Genomic DNA, 18,069 nt, shown 5'->3' with positions numbered 1-18,069 from the left:
GCTGTTGACAAAGCGGTGACCTGATAGAAACCTGACACGCCGACGGTGCAAAAGATTAACGAAAGAGCTCAATAAGTCTGTAGGTAGCCGTCATTCATTGTCAGAGTTCCGCTCGGTTCCTGGCGAGAAGCATGTTTCGGGGCGGCGCCGGGGCCCAGCACGGTGGAGAGGCCCATATGAGAGGCACAACCCTGAGCTGGCGGTTGACGGTCGGCATGCTGATAGCCGCGTTGGTGGCCGTCGGACTCCTGCCGGTCACCGCACACGCAGCAGCCACCGCCGCGCCCAACCTGGCGCTCGGCAGACCCGCCACGGCCGCCGGCGCCCACGGCGCGTATCCGGCCGGCAACGTCACGGACGGCGGTCAGCAGTCCTACTGGGAGGGCCCGGCCGGGTCCTTCCCGCAGTGGGTGCAGGTCGACCTCGGCGCCGCGACCCGCGTCGACAGCGTCGTCCTGAAGCTCCCGACCACGTGGGAGGCCCGCTCGCAGACCGTCGGTGTGCTCGGCAGCGCCGACGGCTCCGCGTTCACCACCCTCGCCGCGGCCCAGCCCCGCGCGTTCGATCCCTCCCAGGCGAATACCGTCACCCTCGCCCTCACCTCCGTCACCACGCGGTACGTGCGGATCCAGGTGACGGCGAACTCCGGCTGGAACGCCGCCCAGCTCTCCGAGCTGGAGGTCTACGGCGACGCCGGAGGGGGCCCGGTCGACCCGCCCCCGGGGACCAACCTCGCGCGCAACAAGCCGATCGAGGCGACGTCGACCACCCAGACGTACGTCGCCGCCCACGCCAACGACGACAGCGCCACCACCTACTGGGAGTCGGCGGGCTTCCCGTCGAGCCTGACCGTGAAGCTCGGTGCGAACGCCGACGTCACGGCCGTGGTCGTCAAGCTCAACCCCGACCCGGTGTGGGGTCCGAGGACCCAGTCGATCGAGGTCCTCGGACGTGAGCAGGGGGCCGCCGGCTTCACCTCGCTGAAGGCACGCGCGGACTACGCCTTCAGCCCCTCCGGCCAGAACACCGTCACGATCCCGGTCACCGGCCGGTACGCCGACCTGCGCCTGACGATCTTTTCCAACACCGGCGCCCCGGGCGGCCAGGTCGCGGAGTTCCAGGTCGTGGGCGCGGCCGCACCCAACCCCGACCTCACCGTCACCGATCTGACGTGGACCCCCTCCTCCCCGTCCGAGACGGACACCGTGACCGTCAACGCCACGGTCCGCAACGCGGGCACCGCTGCCGCCGCCGCGACCACCGTCCAGGTCAGCCTGGAAGGCGCCGTCGCCGGTTCCGCCCCGGTCCCGGCCCTCGCCGCCGGTGCCTCGGCGACCGTCCCGGTCGCGGTCGGCAAGCGGCCCATGGGCTCGTACACCGTCTCGGCCGTGGTCGACCCGACCGACACCGTCGCCGAGCAGGACAACACCAACAACAGCCGGACCGCGGCGACGAAGCTCGTCGTCGGCCAGAGCCCCGGCCCCGACCTGCGGGTCACCGGGATCACCACCAACCCGGCCAGCCCCGCGGTCGGCTCCGCCGTCACCTTCACCGTCGCGGTCGACAACCGCGGCACGACCGGCGCCCCGGCCGGCACGGTCACCCGGCTGACGGCCGGAACCACCACCCTGAACGGCACCGCGGGCGCGATCGCCGCGGGCCAGACCGCCACCGTCGCCATCTCCGGCACGTGGACCGCCACCAGCGGCGGCGCCACCCTCACCGCGACCGCCGACGCCACCGGCGTCCTCGCCGAGACCGACGAGAACAACAACGTCTTCACCCGCTCCCTCGTCGTCGGACGCGGCGCGGCCGTGCCGTACACCGAGTACGAGGCGGAGGACGCCCGGTACGAGGGCACCCTGCTCACCGCCGACCAGAAGCGGACCTTCGGCCACACCAACTTCGCCACCGAGTCCTCGGGCCGCCGGTCCGTGCGCCTCAACTCCCAAGGCCAGTACGTCGAGTTCACCTCGACGAACCCCTCCAACTCGATCGTCGTACGCAACTCCGTCCCCGACTCGGCCGCGGGCGGCGGGGCCGACGCGACGATCAGCCTCTACGCGGACGGCGTCTTCGTCCGCAAGCTGACCCTGTCGTCCAAGCACAGCTGGCTCTACGGCACCACCGACGACCCCGAGGGCCTCACCAACCGGCCCGGCGGTGACGCCCGGCGGCTCTTCGACGAGTCCCACGCGCTGCTCACCCAGACGTACCCGGTGGGCACCAAGTTCCGGCTCCAGCGCGACGCGGGCGACTCGGCGGCCTTCTACGTCATCGACCTGATCGACCTGGAGCAGGTGGCCCCGCCGGCCGCCAAGCCCGCCAACTGCACCTCCATCACCGAGTACGGCGCGGTCCCGAACGACGGCATCGACGACACCGACGCCCTCCAGCGCGCCGTCACCGCCGACCAGAACGGCCAGATCTCCTGCGTGTGGATTCCCGCCGGGCAGTGGCGCCAGGAGCAGAAGATCCTGACCGACGACCCGCTCAACCGCGGCCAGTTCAACCAGGTCGGCATCCGGGACGTCACGATCCGCGGCGCGGGCATGTGGCACTCCCAGCTCTACACCCTCACTCCGCCGCACCAGGCCGGCGGCATCAACCACCCGCACGAGGGCAACTTCGGCTTCGACATCGACCACAACACGCAGATCTCCGACATCGCCATCTTCGGTTCGGGCCAGATCCGCGGCGGTGACGGCAACGCGGAGGGCGGAGTCGGCCTCAACGGGCGCTTCGGCAAGAACACCAAGATCAACAACGTCTGGATCGAGCACGCCAACGTCGGCGTCTGGGCCGGCCGCGACTACTCCAACATCCCCGAGCTGTGGGGCCCCGGCGACGGCCTGGAGTTCACCGGGATGCGGATCCGCAACACCTACGCCGACGGCATCAACTTCGCCAACGGCACCCGCAACTCCACCGTCTTCGACTCGTCCTTCCGCAACACCGGCGACGACGCGCTGGCCGTGTGGGCCAGCAAGTACGTCAAGGACACCTCGGTGGACATCGGATCCAACAACCACTTCCGCAACAACACCATCCAGCTGCCGTGGCGGGCCAACGGCATCGCCGTCTACGGCGGCTTCGGCAACACCATCGAGAACAACATCATCGCGGACACCATGAACTACCCGGGCATCATGTTGGCGACCGACCACGACCCGCTGCCCTTCACCGGGCAGACGCTGATCGCCAACAACGCCCTGCACCGCACCGGCGGCGCGTTCTGGAACGAGGACCAGGAGTTCGGCGCGATCACGCTCTTCGCGCAGGGCCAGCCCATCCCGGGCGTCACCATCCGGGACACCGACATCCTCGACTCGACGTACGACGGCATCCAGTTCAAGACCGGTGGCGGCGAGATGCCGGACGTGAAGATCACCAACGTCCGGATCGACAAGTCGAACAACGGCTCCGGCGTCCTCGCCATGAGCGGCGCGCGCGGCAGCGCGACCCTGACCGGCGTCACGATCACCAACTCGGCCGAGGGCGACGTCCTCATCGAGCCCGGCTCGCAGTTCGTCGTCAACCGGAACTGACCTCCCGCACCCCCTGAGAAACGCCATGCGGCGGCCCCGTTCCAGCGGGGCCGCCGCCACTGAGCCGTGCCTTGTCGCCGGTCGGCGCGAGGCCGAGAACGAGACTTGAGAGGACAGATGAGCATCTCCGCATGGAGACCGCGGTTCCTGAGCGCCGTGGTCGCGACCAGCCTCCTGGCACTGGGCGGTCCGCTGATGAGCGGGAACGCGCAGGCCGCGGGCGGCCCCAACATCGCCCTCGGCGACGCCGCGGCGGGCAGCAGTGCCCTGGCCGAGTACGGCGCCGCCAACATCACCGACGGCAACCAGGGCTCGTACTGGCAGAGCGCCGGCAGCGGCCTGCCCCAGTGGGTCCAGGCCGACCTCGGCACCACGACCCGCGTGGACGAGGTGGTCCTGAAGCTGCCCGCCGGCTGGGAGAGCCGTAACCAGACGCTCTCCGTCCAGGGCAGCGCCGACGGCACCAGCTTCGCCACCCTCAAGAACTCCGCCACCTACACCTTCAGCCCCGGTACGGCCAACACCGTCACGGTCACGTTCCCTGCCACCCAGACGCGGTTCGTCCGGATCGCCGTCACCGCCAACACCGGCTGGCAGGCCGCCCAGCTCTCCGAGCTGGAGGTGCACGCCGCCGACGCCTCCTCCGTCGACCTCGCGGCGGGCCGCACCCTGACCGCGAGCAGCCACACCCAGGTGTACGGGGCGGGCAACGCCAACGACGGCAACCGGGCCACCTACTGGGAGAGCGCCAACAACGCCCTCCCGCAGTGGATCCAGGCGGACCTCGGCTCCGCCGTCCGCGTCGACCGGGTCGTCCTGCGGCTGCCCTCCGGCTGGGAGACGCGCAGCCAGACCCTGAAGATCCAGGGCAGCACCAACGGCACCGCCTTCACCGACCTGACCGCATCCCAGGCGTACACCTTCGACGCGGCCGGCGGACACACCGCGACGATCACCTTCGACGCCACCACCACCCGCCACGTCCGCGTCCTCATCACCGCGAACAGCGTCCAGCCCGCCGGACAGCTCTCCGAGCTGGAGGTCTACGGCCCGGAGACCGGCGACACGCAGCCACCGTCCGCGCCCGCGAACCTCGCGCTCACCCAGCCCGCCACCGACCAGATCCGGCTCACCTGGAACGCGGCCACCGACAACGTCGGCGTGACGGGCTACGACATCTACGCGGGCGGCGCCCTGCTCAGCAGTGTCGCCGGGGGAGTCACCACGTTCACCGACACCCGGCCGGCGAACCAGACGGTGACCTACCTCGTCCGTGCCAAGGACGCGGCGGGCAACCAGTCCGCCGACAGCAACACCGTGACCCGCACCGGCGACACCGGGGACACCCAGGCACCCACAGCCCCCGCGAACCTCCAGCTCACCGAGCCCGCGGCCGGCCAGATCCGGCTGGCCTGGAACGCCTCGTCGGACAACGTGGGCGTCACCGGCTACGACGTCTACGCCAACAACACCCTCCGGGGCAGCGTGGCCGGCAACGTCACCACGTACACCGACACCCAGCCGGCCTCCGCGACCGTCACCTACCACGTCCGCGCCAAGGACGCGGCCGGCAACCAGTCGGCCAACAGCAACGCCGTGACCCGCGACGGCACCGGCGGCACAGGCTCCAACCTCGCGGTCGGCAAGGAGATCGCCGCCTCCTCCACGGTGCACACGTACGCCGCCGTCAACGCCAACGACAACAACCTCACGACGTACTGGGAGGGCGCGGGCGGCAGCTACCCGCAGACCCTCACCGTGAAGCTCGGCTCCAACGCCGACGTCGAACGGCTCGTCCTCAAGCTCAACCCGGACGGAGCCTGGGCCACCCGGAGCCAGACGATCGAGGTCCTCGGCCGCGAGCAGAGCGCCTCCGGCCACACCGGCCTCGTCGCGGCGAAGAGCTACACCTTCGACCCGTCGAGCGGCAACACGGTCACGATCCCGGTCTCCGCCCGGGTCGCCGACGTCCAGCTGAGGTTCACCGCCAACTCCGGCGCCCCGGCCGGCCAGCTCGCCGAGTTCCAGGTCGTCGGCGTCCCGGCGCCCAACCCGGACCTGGAGGTCACAGGACTGACCGCCTCGCCCGCCTCCCCGGTCGAGTCGGACCCGATCACGGTGAGCGCGACCGTCCGCAACAGCGGCCCGGCCGCCTCGCCCGCGAGCGCCGTGGCGCTGCGCCTGGGCGGCACCAAGGTCGCCACCGCCCAGGTCGGAGCCCTGGCCGCCGGCGCCCAGACCACGGCTCAAGCCTCCATCGGGGCGCGGGACGCCGGTTCGTACGAGCTGAGCGCGGTCGCCGACGAGGCGGGCGCGGTCATCGAGCAGAACGAGTCCAACAACACGTTCACCAGCCCCACCGCCCTGGTGGTCAGGCCGGTCGCCAGCTCGGACCTGATCGCGAGCTCCGTGACCACCTCGCCGTCCAGCCCGGCCGCCGGTCAGGCCGTCACGTTCAAGGTGGCCGTGAAGAACCAGGGCACCGTGGCGAGCGCCCCGGGCAGCCACGGTGTCACCCTCACCCTGCTCGACTCCACGGGCGCCACGGTCAGGACGCTGACCGGGGCGCACAGCGGGGCCCTCGCGGCCGGGGCCATGACCGAGGTGGGCCTCGGCCCCTGGACCGCGGCGGGCGGCTCGTACACCGTGAAGGTCGTCCTCGCCGACGACGCCAACGAGCTGCCGGTCAAACGCGCCAACAACACCTCCACCCAGCCGCTCTTCGTCGGCCGCGGCGCCAACATGCCGTACGACATGTACGAGGCGGAGGACGGCACCGCCGGGGGAGGCGCGCAGGTCGTCGGCCCGAACCGGACCGTCGGCGACATCGCGGGCGAGGCCTCGGGCCGCAAGGCCGTGAACCTGGACGCGACGGGCGAGTACGTCGAGTTCACCACCCGCGCCGACACCAACACCCTGGTCGCCCGGGTCTCGCTGCCCGACGCCCCGGGCGGCGGGGGCGTCGACTCCACGATCAACGTCTACATCGACGGGGTGTTCAAGAAGGCGCTCCCGGTGACCTCGAAGTACGCCTGGCTGTACGGCGCCGAGACCGCGCCCGGCAACTCCCCGGGTTCGGGCGCCCCGCGGCACATCTACGACGAGGCGAACGTCATGCTCGGCGAGACCGTGCGGGCGGGCAGCAGGATCCGGCTGCAGAAGGACGCCGCGAACAACCAGCCGTACTACGCGGTCGACTTCGTGAACCTGGAGCAGGTCGCGCCGGTCGCGAACCCCGACCCGGCCACGTACGCGGTCCCGGCCGGCTTCGGCCACCAGGACGTCCAGAACGCGCTCGACAGGGTACGGATGGACACCACGGGCACCCTCGTGGGCGTCTACCTGCCGGCGGGCGACTACCAGACGTCGAGCAAGTTCCAGGTGTACGGCAAGCCCGTGAAGGTCGTCGGCGCCGGCCCCTGGTACACGAAGTTCCACGCGCCCGCCGCGCAGGACAACACCGACGTCGGCTTCCGGGCCGAGGCGGCGGCGAAGGGCTCGCTCTTCAAGGGCTTCGCCTACTGGGGCAACTACACCTCGCGGATCGACGGCCCGGGCAAGGTCTTCGACTTCGGAGGTGTCACCGACATCGTGATCGACGACATCTGGAACGAGCACATGGTGTGCCTGTACTGGGGCGCGAACACGGACCGGATCACGATTCGGAACTCGCGGATCCGCAACATGTTCGCGGACGGCATCAACATGACCAACGGCTCCACCGACAACCTCGTGAGCAACAACGACGCGCGGGCCACCGGTGACGACAGCTTCGCGCTGTTCTCCGCGATCGACGCGGGTGGCGCGGACATGAAGAACAACGTCTACGAGAACCTGACGTCGACGCTGACCTGGCGGGCCGCGGGCGTCGCCGTCTACGGCGGCTACAACAACACCTTCCGCAACATCCACATCGCCGACACCCTCGTCTACTCCGGCATCACCATCTCCTCGCTGGACTTCGGCTACCCGATGAACGGCTTCGGCACCGATCCGACGACCTTCGAGAACATCTCGATCGTCCGGGCCGGCGGGCACTTCTGGGGCGCGCAGACCTTCCCGGGCATCTGGGTGTTCTCCGCCTCCAAGGTCTTCCAGGGGATCAGGGTCAACCATGTCGACATCGTCGACCCGACGTACAGCGGCGTGATGTTCCAGACGAACTACGTCGGCGGACAGCCGCAGTTCCCCATCAAGGACACCGTGTTCACGGACATCTCGATCACGGGCGCGCGCAGGAGCGGCGACGCGTACGACGCGAAGTCGGGCTTCGGCCTCTGGGCCAACGAGCTGCCCGAGTCCGGTCAGGGGCCGGCCGTGGGGGAGGTGACCTTCAACGGCCTGGAGCTGAGCGGCAACGTGGTGGACATCCGTAACACCACGTCCACCTTCAAGATCAACGTCAACCCCTAGCGGGTCCGGCGACACCCCGGGCGGGAGACCGGCCCGGTGAGGCCGGTGCAGGCGGCTTGCGGCTGCTTGCACCGGCCTTCTTCTCGTTTCTGTCAGGCAATTACGAAATCGGCGCGATATCTTGCGTTCACTTGTTGGGGGTGGTTGAGTGTGGCGCGCCCCACAGAACGCACCGGCGGTGGGGCGACCTCCGCGTTCATGCCCGAAGGGGACCACCCATGAGAAGTGCCCGGTTCCGCCGTACGCGCCGCGCCAGCGCGGTCACCCTCGTCTCCGCGCTCACGCTGACCGTGCTCGCCGCCTGCGGCACGAGCAGCAGCGACAACAACGGCGGCGGTGGTTCCGAGGGCGGCGGGTCGTCCGACCCCGCCGCCCCGCTGGACCCGAAGACCAAGGTGACGCTCACCATCGACTGCATGCCCCCGACGGCGAAGGCGGCCGAGCTCAAGCAGTGGAAGGAGGACGTCGCCGCCTTCAACAAGACGTACCCCAACGTCACGATCGAGGGCCGCTCCACCGCCGGCCAGTGCCTCGAACCGCCCCGCTTCACCGCGATGCTCAAGGCCAAGTCCCAGCCGGACGTCTTCTACACGTACTTCACCGACCTGCAGCAGGTTCTGGACAACGACGGCGCCGCCGACATCACCGCGTACGTCAACGACAGGACCGTCCCGCTCCTGAAGGACATCGACCCGAACGTCCTCGGCTCCCTCAAGCAGGACGGCAAGCTCTACGGCCTGCCCACCAGCAACTACACGATGGGCCTGCTCATCAACCGCAAGCTCTTCCAGCAGGCCGGCCTCGACGCCGACGCCCCGCCGCGCACCTGGGAGGAGGTCCGCGCCGCCGCGAAGAAGATCGCCGGACTCGGCAACGGCATCGCGGGCTTCGGCGAGTACAGCGCGGGCAACACCGGTGGCTGGCACTTCACCGCGCAGATGTACAGCCTGGGCGGCGACGTCGTCGACGCGAGCGGCAAGAAGGCCGCGTTCAACAACGAGCTGGGCAAGCAGGTCGCGAAGAACCTCCACGCCATGCGCTGGGAGGACGACAGCATGGGCAAGACCCAGCTGCTCCAGTGGGGCGACCTGCAGAAGCAGATAGCGACCGACAAGCTCGGCATGTTCCTCGCGGCGCCCGACGACATCGCGTACATGGTCCAGCAACTCGGCGCGAAGTACGAGAACTTCGGCATGGGCCCGATCCCCGGCGAGAAGGCCACCTTGGCCGGCGGCAACAACTACATGGTCAAGAAGGGCATCTCGTCCGACAAGATCAAGGCCGCCGTCGCCTGGCTCAACTTCAAGAACCTCACCGTCGGCAAGGGCCAGTTCGACTGGGCGCGTTCCAAGCAGGACGGCCTCCCGGTCGGCGTCCCGCAGCCCAACTTCTGGCTGAACGACTCCAAGGGCAAGGACGACGCCGCCCGCGTGGAGCACGCCACCATGCCGGTCGCCAACTTCAAGTCCTTCATGGACAACCCGGTCGCGGGCAAGGCGGAGCCGCCGAAGGCCCAGGAGGTCTACAAGGTCCTCGACACCGTGATGTCCGGCATCCTCACCAACAAGGACGCCGACATCGACAAGCTGCTCGCCACCGCCGAGACGCAGGTCAACCAGGTCCTCGCCACCGGATGACCGGATCCCGGGCAGGGGCGGACCGACCTGCCGCCCCGCCCGGGCCCCTCACTCAGCCCGACACCCGGCCGAACCGGCAGACCAGCATCAAGGAGCGAGCGACGATGTCGGCCCCCAGCCTGACCCCGAGCAAGGCGGGTTCCCCCCGCCCCTCACCGCCGCACGAGGCGGACCACGCGCCCCCCGGCGGGCGGTTCGCGAAGAGCCTGCGGCGCAACCTCACCGCCCACGGGTTCCTGATCGGCGCGGTCCTCTGCTTCGCGGTCTTCTCCTGGTATCCGATGGTCAGGGAGTTCTTCCTGGCCTTCCAGAAGACCGAGAGCGGCCAGACCACCTGGGTCGGATTCGACAACCTCGTCACCGTCTTCAACGACCCGGCCTTCTGGCAGGCCTGGCGCAACACGCTCCTGTTCACCGTGCTCGCGCTCGTCTTCGGCTTCGCCGTGCCGTTCGTCGTGGCCATCGTCATCAACGAGTTCCACCACGGAAAGGGCTACCTCCGGCTGCTCGTCTACCTCCCCGTGATGCTCCCGCCGGTCGCCTCCGTCCTCCTCTTCAAGTACCTGTACGACCCCGGCTACGGTCTGCTCAACGAGCTCTTCCGGTTCCTCCACCTGCCCGAGCAGCAGTGGCTCCAGGACCCCGACCTCTCGATGCTCTCCGTCGTCATCGCCTCGACCTGGATGAACATGGGCGGCGCGGCCCTCATCTACCTCGCCGCGCTCCAGTCCATCCCCGGCGAGCTGTACGAGGCGGCCGAACTGGACGGCGCCGGGCTCCTCCGCAAGATCTGGCACGTCACCATCCCGCAGACCCGGCTCATCCTCTCGCTGATGCTGCTCATGCAGATCATCGCGACCATGCAGGTCTTCGTCGAACCCTTCCTGCTGACCGGCGGCGCGGGACCCGAAGGCTCCACCACGACCGTCGTCCACCTCATCTACCAATACGCCTTCAACTTCAACAACTACGGTGCCGCGGCGGCGCTCGGCCTGCTCCTCCTCGTACTCCTGGCCGGATTCTCGGCCGCGTACGTGAAGCTCAGCCGCGCCGAGGACGAGTAGGACCGGGGGAGACCACCATGTCGACACGCACACTCATCTCGCCGGCGCAGCTCGCCCGCCCCCGCGGCAGGGTCATCTACTGGACGGTCTTCGCCGTGGTCGTCGGCGGCTTCACCCTGGCGTTCCTGGGCCCCCTGTACTGGCTGGTGACGAGCGGCTTCAAGGACGCCCAGGAGGTGATCCAGACACCGCCGACCCTGGTGCCCGGCACCTTCGAGCCGGCGAACTACACCCGCGCCTGGGAGGTCATGGACCTCGCCACCCTGCTCTTCAACACCCTCTACTACGCGTTCGGCGCGCTCGCCTTCCAACTCGTCCTCGACGTGGCGGCCGCCTACTCGCTCTCCAAACTGCGGCCCGTCCTCGGCAAGGCGATCCTCGGCCTGATGCTGGCGACCCTGATGATCCCGGCGACCGTCCTCGTCGTACCGCAGTACCTCACGGTCCTCGACGTGCCCGTCATCGAGCGCAACCTGCTCAACACGCCCTGGGCGATCTGGCTCCCGTCCGTGACCAACGCCTTCAACATCTTCCTGCTCAAGAGGTTCTTCGACTCGATCCCGAGGGAACTCCTCGACGCGGCCTCCATCGACGGCGCCTCGCCCACGCGCATCCTGTGGTCGATCGTGCTGCCCATCTCGCGGCCGATCCTGGGCGTGGTGTCGATCTTCGCCGTGGTGGGGGTCTGGAAGGACTTTCTCTGGCCGATGCTCACGCTCCCCGACCCCGCGACGCAGACCCTCAACGTCGGCATCTACTCGCTCGCCAACGGCGTACCCGTGAACGTGCTCATCGCCGCGCTCACCATCGCCTCCGTGCCGACCCTGCTCATCTTCCTGGTCTTCCAGCGCAACATCATGAGCGGCCTCACCGCGGGCGGACTCAAGGGCTGACAGCGCCGCCCCTCCCCGCCTCCGCACCCCCAGACCTTCGTCGCCGGCCCGTCCGACACGCCCCGCCGCAACCGGGCCGGCGGCGAAGAACCCCGACCTGCCCGAAAGGACCGTCACGTGGCAGCCCCGAACTCGCACCGCACCGACGACTGGTGGCGCGACGCCGTCATCTACCAGGTGTACCCACGCAGCTTCGCCGACGGAGACGGCGACGGCACCGGGGACCTCGCGGGCGTCCGGGCGAGACTGCCCTACCTCGCCGAACTGGGCGTCGACGCCGTCTGGTTCACCCCCTGGTACCTCTCCCCACTCGTGGACGGCGGCTACGACGTCGCCGACTACCGCACCATCGACCCCGCCTTCGGCACCCTCGCCGAGGCCGAGAAGCTCATCGCCGAAGCACGCGAGCTCGGGATCCGCGTGATCGTCGACATCGTCCCCAACCACGTCTCCGACCAGCACGCCTGGTTCCGCGCGGCCCTCGCCGCCGGACCCGGCAGCCCCGAGCGCGAACGGTTCCACTTCCGCCCCGGCCGCGGCGAGCACGGCGAACTCCCGCCCAACGACTGGCCCTCGCAGTTCTCCGGCGCGACCTGGACCCGGGTCGAGGACGGCGAGTGGTACCTCCATCTCTTCACCCCCGAGCAGCCCGACCTCAACTGGGCCCACCCGGAGGTCCGCCGCGAGCACGAGGACGTCCTGCGCTTCTGGTTCGAGCGCGGCGTCGCCGGCGTACGCATCGACTCGGCCGCGCTGCTCGCCAAGGACCCCGCCCTCGCCGACTTCGTCGAGGGCGTCGACCCCCACCCGTACATCGACCAGGACGAACTCCACGACATCTACCGCTCCTGGCGCGCGATCGCCGACACCTACCAGGGCGTCTTCGTCGGCGAGGTCTGGCTGCCGGACTCCGAACGGTTCGCCCGCTACCTCCGCCCCGACGAGCTGCACACCGCCTTCAACTTCTCCTTCCTCTCCTGCCCCTGGGAGGCGGACCGGCTGCGCCGCACCATCGACGACACCCTCGCCGAGCACGCGCCCGTCGGAGCCCCCGCGACCTGGGTCCTCTGCAACCACGACGTCACCCGGACCGTCACCCGCTACGGGCGCGCCGACACCGGCTTCGACTTCGCGACGAAGGCCTTCGGCACCCCCACCGACCTCCGCCTCGGCACCCGACGGGCCCGGGCCGCCGCGCTGCTCACCCTCGTCCTGCCCGGGTCGGTGTACGTGTACCAGGGCGAGGAGCTCGGACTCCCCGAGGCCGAGATCCCGCTCGACCGCATCGAGGACCCCATGCACGCCCGCTCCGAGGGCGTCGACCCCGGCCGCGACGGCTGCCGCGTCCCGCTGCCCTGGGCCGCCGAAGCGCCCTGGTACGGCTTCGGCTCGGAGTCCGAGCCGTGGCTGCCCCAGCCCCGGGACTGGGCGCGGTACGCGGTGGACCGTCAGCGCACCGACCCGGAGTCGATGCTCGCGCTGTACCGGACGGCCCTGGCGCTGCGCCGGGCGGAGCCGGGCTTCGGCGACGGGCCCATGACCTGGCTGCCGGCCGAGGAGGGCGTGCTCGCGCTGGCCCGCCCGGAGGGCCTGGTGTGTGTGGTGAACCTCGCGCCGTGGCCGGCCACGCTGCCGCCGTACGACCGGATCCTGCTCGCCAGCGGACCGCTCGACGCCGAGGGACGGCTGCCTCAGGACACGGCGGTGTGGCTGCGCGTCGGAGGAGTGCTCTGATGGGCCTCTGACCAGCCAGGAGGCAGGGGCGACCGCTCGTGTTCGCTCCTGTGTACTACTCTGCCGCAAAACTTTCGCCGATTTCTGTTATCAGCGGGATACCCGGGGGTCTCCCAACTGCCGGCATCGACAACAGGCGGGACAGGCAGAGTGAACCAGGGCATGGGAACGCAGTACGGCACGCAGCACGGCACGGAGCTCGTGAGGGCGGCGCAGAGCGGGGACCTGTGGGCACAGGACCAGCTCGTCGCCGCCTACCTTCCCCTCGTCTACAACATCGTGGGCCGGGCCCTGAACGGCCACCACGACGTCGACGACGTGGTGCAGGAGACGATGCTGCGGGCGCTCGACGGGCTCGGCACCCTGCGCGCCCCGGACAGCTTCCGCTCCTGGCTCGTGGCCATCACCATGAACGGGATCCGCGGCCACTGGCACAAGCAGCAGTCCCGCCTCCACATGGGCGTCCTCGACGACGCCCGTGACGTCGCCCACCCCGGCGCGGACTTCGTGGACCTGACCCTGGTCAGCCTGCACCTGTCCGGGCAGCGCCGCGAGACCGCCGAGGCCACGCGCTGGCTCGAGCCGGACGACAGCGCGCTCCTCTCGCTCTGGTGGCTGGAGTGCGCCGGGGAGCTGACCCGCTACGAGGTGGCGGCGGCCCTCGGCCTGTCCACGGAACACACCGCGGTCCGGGTGCAGCGGATGAAGGCCCAGCTCGACACCGCCCGTGTCGTCGTCCGGGCCCTGACCGAGAACCCGCCGTGCCCCACCCTCCGCTCCGAGCTCGGCACCTGGGACGGCCGCCCGTCCGCCCTGTGGCGCAAGCGCATAGCCCGCCACGCGCGCGGCTGCGCGCACTGCGCCGGCCTGTGGAGCAACCTCGTCCCGGCCGAGGGGCTGCTGGCGGGCCTGCTCCTGGTCCCGCCGTCGGCGTGGCTGCTCGCCTCGGTCCGGGAGAGCGCGGGCTTCGGACTGACGGCGGCGGCGAGCACGGGGTACCAGTACGGGACTCCGGAGTCGTACGACACATATGGGGCGTACGCGACCCAGGGGGCGTACGAGACGCAGGCGTACGAGGCGTACGAGATACCGGGGCAGTACGGGGAGACCGCGACCTATCAGTCGGTCGAGCCGATGCCCGCGTACGAGCCGTACGAGGCGTACGAGCCGTACGAGCCCACGGGACTTTACGAGACGCAGAGCACAGTCACTCCCGTACCCGAACGCCCTGCGGGTCCCCGCAGCTCGCGAGCGTCGCGGCGGCGGAGGGAGCAGGAGCAGCGGCGTGGCCGGCGCAGGGCCGTCGTCGCCGCGGGCATGGCGGTCGTGGCGGTCACCGGCGGGGCCTTCTACCTGAACGCCGGACCCGACGGGGACGGGGAGTCGGTGGACGCGAACCGGGCCGCCGCTCCCGGTCCGGACCTGGGGCTCGGGCAGGACCCGACCACGCTCCTGGAGACCCCCTCGGCCTCCGCTTCCGCGTCGGCATCGGCGTCGGCCAGTGCGACGGCGACTCCGTCCGCCCGTCCGAGCACGGCGAAGGCCACGCCGTCGAAGACGGCGGCCCCCCGGACCTCGTCGCCCGCGGCGAAGCCCAAGCCGAAGCCGAAGGTCACGGCGACGACCCCGCCCGCCGGTTCGGACTCCACGGCCGACCAGGTGATCAGTCTGGTCAACGCCGAGCGGGCGAAGGCCGGTTGCAGCCCTCTGACGGCGAACTCGCAGCTGACGAGGGCGGCGCAGGGCCACTCCGACGACATGGCCGCGCGGGACTACTTCGACCACACCAGCCCCGACGGGAAGGGTCCGGGCGAGCGCGTCACGGCCACCGGGTACCCCTGGTCGACGTACGGCGAGAACATCGCCATGGGGCAGAGCAGCCCGGAGCAGGTCATGGAGTCCTGGATGAACAGCCCGGGCCACCGGGCGAACATCCTCAACTGCGACTTCAAGGAGATCGGGATCGGCATCCACGACCAGGGCGGCCCCTACTGGACCCAGGTGTTCGGCGCGCGCTGACGATCACACCCGGCGTCAGGCGCCGGGCTTGACCGCCCGGACGACGGCCGCGTGCATGCCGTCGGCGACCGCGTGGGTCGCGGTGATGTCGATGGCGGTGAAGCCGGCCGCTTCGAGGCCGTCGCGGTACTCGGCGAAGGTCAGCGCGCCCGCGATACAGCCGACGTAGTCACCCCGTTCGGCCCGCCGCTCGATGGTCCCGGTGGTCACGCTCGCGGCGTGGGCCGCCGGTCGCCGTACGGGCGCCGGTCCGTCGGCGCGGGAGGTGGGGGCGTTCGTGTCCGCCCAGCTCGTGGGCGCGATCACCGGAGCGGTCCTGGCGAACGCGATGTTCGGCGGGCGGCGGGTGGCCTTTCCGGTCATGACCGTTCCTCGCCCCACCTCTGGCTGGGTGAGGTGGTGGCGACGGCAGGGCTGCTCCTGGTGGTCTTCGGCCTGCCCCGCACAGGCCGGGAGAGCGTCGCGCCGGTCGCGGTGGCGGGCTTCATCGGGGCGGCGTACTGGTTCACCTCCTCCACCTCGTTCGCGAACCCGGCGGTGACGATCGGCCGGGCCTTCACCGACTCCTTCGCCGGGATCGCCCCGGCCTCCGTCCCCGCGTTCGTCATCGCGCAACTCGTCGGCGCCGCCGTCGGCCTGGGCCTGGTGGCCCTGGTCTTCGGCGAGCGCGAGCCCGCCCCGCTTCCTGCCGTCCCCGCAACCCGCTGAACTCCCGGGAGTCTTTCCATGCACCCGTCCGTGCTGTTCGTCTGTGTCCACAACGCCGGCCGTTCGCAGATGGCCGCCGCCTTCCTCACGCACCTCGGCGCCGGCCGGGTCGAGGTCCGCTCGGCAGGCTCGGCGCCGGCCGACGCCGTGAACCCGGCGGTGGTCGAGGCGATGGCCGAGGTCGGAATCGACCTCGCCGCTCAGACCCCGAAGGTCCTCACAGTGGAAGCCGTCCAGGCGTCGGACGTCGTGATCACGATGGGCTGCGGGGACGCCTGTCCCGTCTTCCCGGGCAAGCGGTACCTCGACTGGACCCTCGACGACCCGGCCGGTCAGGGCGTGGAGGCGGTCCGGCCGATCCGGGACGAGATCGAGGCGCGCGTCCGTGGACTCCTGGCGGACCTGACGGCTTGAATCACCCCCACACGTTGTCGAGGGAGTGGGGAGCACAGTGGGCGCGTTCGGCGAGTACCAGAACGAGATCTACTTCAACGGGCTGGGCGGGGTCCTGCCGCGATTCCCGATGTCGTACGAGGGCTGGGAGGAGAAGGCGCGCGCGGCGATGTCCCCGTCGGTGTGGTCGTACGTGGCGGGCGGGGCCGGTGACGAGCACACGCAGCGGGCGAACGTCGCGGCCTTCGCCCGTCACGGGGTGATTCCCCGGATGTTCGTGGGGGCCAAGGAACGGGACATGTCGGTGTCGATGTTCGGCCTGTCGCTGTCCTCGCCGCTGATGATGGCGCCGATCGGGGTGCTGGGCCTGTGCGCGCAGGACGGGCACGGCGACCTCGCCGCCGCCCGTGCCGCGGCCGCCACCGGGGTGCCGATGATCGCGTCGACGCTGTCGGTGGACCCGCTGGAGGAGGTCGCCGCCGAGTTCGGCTCGACTCCCGGGTTCTTCCAGCTCTACACGCCCACGGACCGGGATCTGGCCGCGAGCCTGGTGGAGCGCGCGGAGAAGGCCGGGTTCCGGGGCATCGTGGTCACGCTCGACACGTGGGTGACCGGTTGGCGCCCGAGGGACCTGGCGACGAGCAACTTCCCCCAGCTGAGGGGCCACTGCCTGGCGAACTACACCAGCGACCCGGTCTTCCGCGCGGCGCTCGCCCAGCCGCCGGAGGAGAACGCGGGCGCGGCGGTGCTGCACTGGGCGGGTGTCTTCGGCAACCCGCTGACCTGGGACGACCTCCCCTGGCTGCGCTCCCTGACGTCGCTCCCGCTGATCGTGAAGGGCCTCTGCCACCCCGAGGACGTACGCCGCGCCAAGGACGGGGGAGTGGACGGCGTCTACTGCTCCAACCACGGCGGCCGCCAGGCCAACGGCGGCCTCGCCGCGCTCGACGCCCTTCCCGAGGTCGTCGAGGCCGCCGACGGCCTGCCGGTGATCTTCGACTCGGGCGTACGCAGCGGTACGGACATCATCAAGGCCCTCGCCCTGGGCGCCACCGCGGTCGCCGTGGGCCGCCCGTACGCCTACGGCCTCGCCCTCGGCGGCGTCGACGGCCTGACCCACGTCCTCCGCTCCCTCCTCGCGGAAGCCGACCTCCTGATGGCCGTAGACGGCTACCCCACCCTCGCCGACCTGACCCCGGCCGCCCTCCGCCGCGTCGACTGACGCCCGCGCGGTTCGTGCCCCGTCCCGAGCGCGGGACGGGGAACGAATCGGCCACCACGGGTGGGCCGCCGCCGGATGCCGTAGCCGGCGGAGCTACTCGGTGGTGGGCTCTCCTCGCAGTGCCTGACCCACATGGGCCTGGCTCAGTCCGATCGTTCGGGCGATCGTCTCCCGGTCGACACCGCGCTCGAACGCGGCGCGCATAGCGGCGTTCCGCCGGGCCACATGGGCGCGGCGACGGTCACGGGACGCGACCGTACGTTGGAGGAGGCGCGCCCAGCGCAGGAGCGCGCGGCCGGTCCACAGGGTGAAGGGTCGGGTTTCGGATGCGGTCGGGTGGGCCAACAGGTCCCCCTCGTGATCGACACGGGTGTCGCTGCCGAAGGTGACGGAAGGGCAGGTCCGCCCACAAGGGTGCAAATCCAGCCGCGGGAACGG

General features: G+C 70.5%; 10 protein-coding genes and 2 pseudogenes. 10 read left to right on the top strand and 2 right to left on the bottom strand.

Features of this window, described 5'->3' with window-relative positions; translation table 11 throughout:
• Positions 1-176 precede the first annotated feature (176 nt).
• The 7 genes from AB0F56_RS14490 (at position 177) to AB0F56_RS14460 (ending at position 15,308) form a co-directional block, all read left to right on the top strand.
• Positions 177-3,548, top strand: a complete 3,372-nt coding sequence (locus AB0F56_RS14490; RefSeq protein ID WP_362008471.1) for a CARDB domain-containing protein — start codon at positions 177-179, stop codon at positions 3,546-3,548.
• Positions 3,549-3,665: 117 nt separating this feature from the next.
• On the top strand, positions 3,666-7,961 hold the full coding sequence (locus AB0F56_RS14485) for a discoidin domain-containing protein (RefSeq protein ID WP_362008469.1): 4,296 nt from the start codon (positions 3,666-3,668) through the stop codon (positions 7,959-7,961).
• Positions 7,962-8,179: 218 nt separating this feature from the next.
• Complete coding sequence (locus AB0F56_RS14480; protein ID WP_362008466.1) at positions 8,180-9,598, top strand: extracellular solute-binding protein; 1,419 nt, start codon at positions 8,180-8,182, stop codon at positions 9,596-9,598.
• A 104-nt stretch (positions 9,599-9,702) separates the two neighbouring features.
• The gene (locus AB0F56_RS14475; RefSeq protein WP_362008463.1) at positions 9,703-10,662 is read left to right on the top strand and encodes a sugar ABC transporter permease; all 960 of its coding nucleotides are present in this window, start codon (positions 9,703-9,705) and stop codon (positions 10,660-10,662) included.
• A 17-nt stretch (positions 10,663-10,679) separates the two neighbouring features.
• Positions 10,680-11,555, top strand: coding sequence for a carbohydrate ABC transporter permease (locus AB0F56_RS14470; protein WP_362008461.1), 876 nt, complete (start codon positions 10,680-10,682; stop codon positions 11,553-11,555).
• A 117-nt stretch (positions 11,556-11,672) separates the two neighbouring features.
• Positions 11,673-13,289 (top strand): glycoside hydrolase family 13 protein, encoded by a 1,617-nt coding sequence (locus tag AB0F56_RS14465; protein WP_362008458.1) that lies wholly within the window; start codon positions 11,673-11,675, stop codon positions 13,287-13,289.
• Positions 13,290-13,451: 162 nt separating this feature from the next.
• Positions 13,452-15,308 (top strand): sigma-70 family RNA polymerase sigma factor, encoded by a 1,857-nt coding sequence (locus AB0F56_RS14460; protein ID WP_362008456.1) that lies wholly within the window; start codon positions 13,452-13,454, stop codon positions 15,306-15,308.
• 15 nt (positions 15,309-15,323) lie between these two features.
• Here the strand turns inward: AB0F56_RS14460 and AB0F56_RS14455 are convergent.
• Positions 15,324-15,500, bottom strand: a pseudogene (locus tag AB0F56_RS14455) (arsenite S-adenosylmethyltransferase); the annotation flags it as partial.
• Positions 15,501-15,507: 7 nt separating this feature from the next.
• On the opposite strand from AB0F56_RS14455, the pseudogene AB0F56_RS14450 reads away from it, so the two are divergent.
• The 3 genes and pseudogenes from AB0F56_RS14450 to AB0F56_RS14440 all read left to right on the top strand — a co-directional run.
• Positions 15,508-16,016: pseudogene (locus tag AB0F56_RS14450) on the top strand (aquaporin family protein); the annotation flags it as partial.
• Positions 16,017-16,034: 18 nt separating this feature from the next.
• A complete protein-coding gene (locus tag AB0F56_RS14445; RefSeq protein ID WP_362008453.1) occupies positions 16,035-16,430 on the top strand; it encodes an arsenate reductase ArsC in 396 nt (131 codons plus the stop codon).
• 25 nt (positions 16,431-16,455) lie between these two features.
• Positions 16,456-17,631 carry an alpha-hydroxy-acid oxidizing protein gene (locus AB0F56_RS14440; RefSeq protein WP_362008450.1) on the top strand — a complete coding sequence of 392 codons (1,176 nt, stop codon included), beginning with the start codon at positions 16,456-16,458 and terminating at the stop codon, positions 17,629-17,631.
• Positions 17,632-17,724: 93 nt separating this feature from the next.
• Here AB0F56_RS14440 and AB0F56_RS14435 read toward each other — a convergent pair whose 3' ends face one another.
• Positions 17,725-17,976: a hypothetical protein gene (locus AB0F56_RS14435; protein ID WP_362008447.1), complete on the bottom strand. Its 252-nt coding sequence runs from the start codon at positions 17,974-17,976 to the stop codon at positions 17,725-17,727.
• Positions 17,977-18,069 lie beyond the last annotated feature (93 nt).

The organism is Streptomyces sp. NPDC026092, assembly GCF_040638605.1.
In the GTDB taxonomy this organism is placed as follows: domain Bacteria; phylum Actinomycetota; class Actinomycetes; order Streptomycetales; family Streptomycetaceae; genus Streptomyces.
This window is presented reverse-complemented; position numbering and strand designations above follow the sequence as displayed.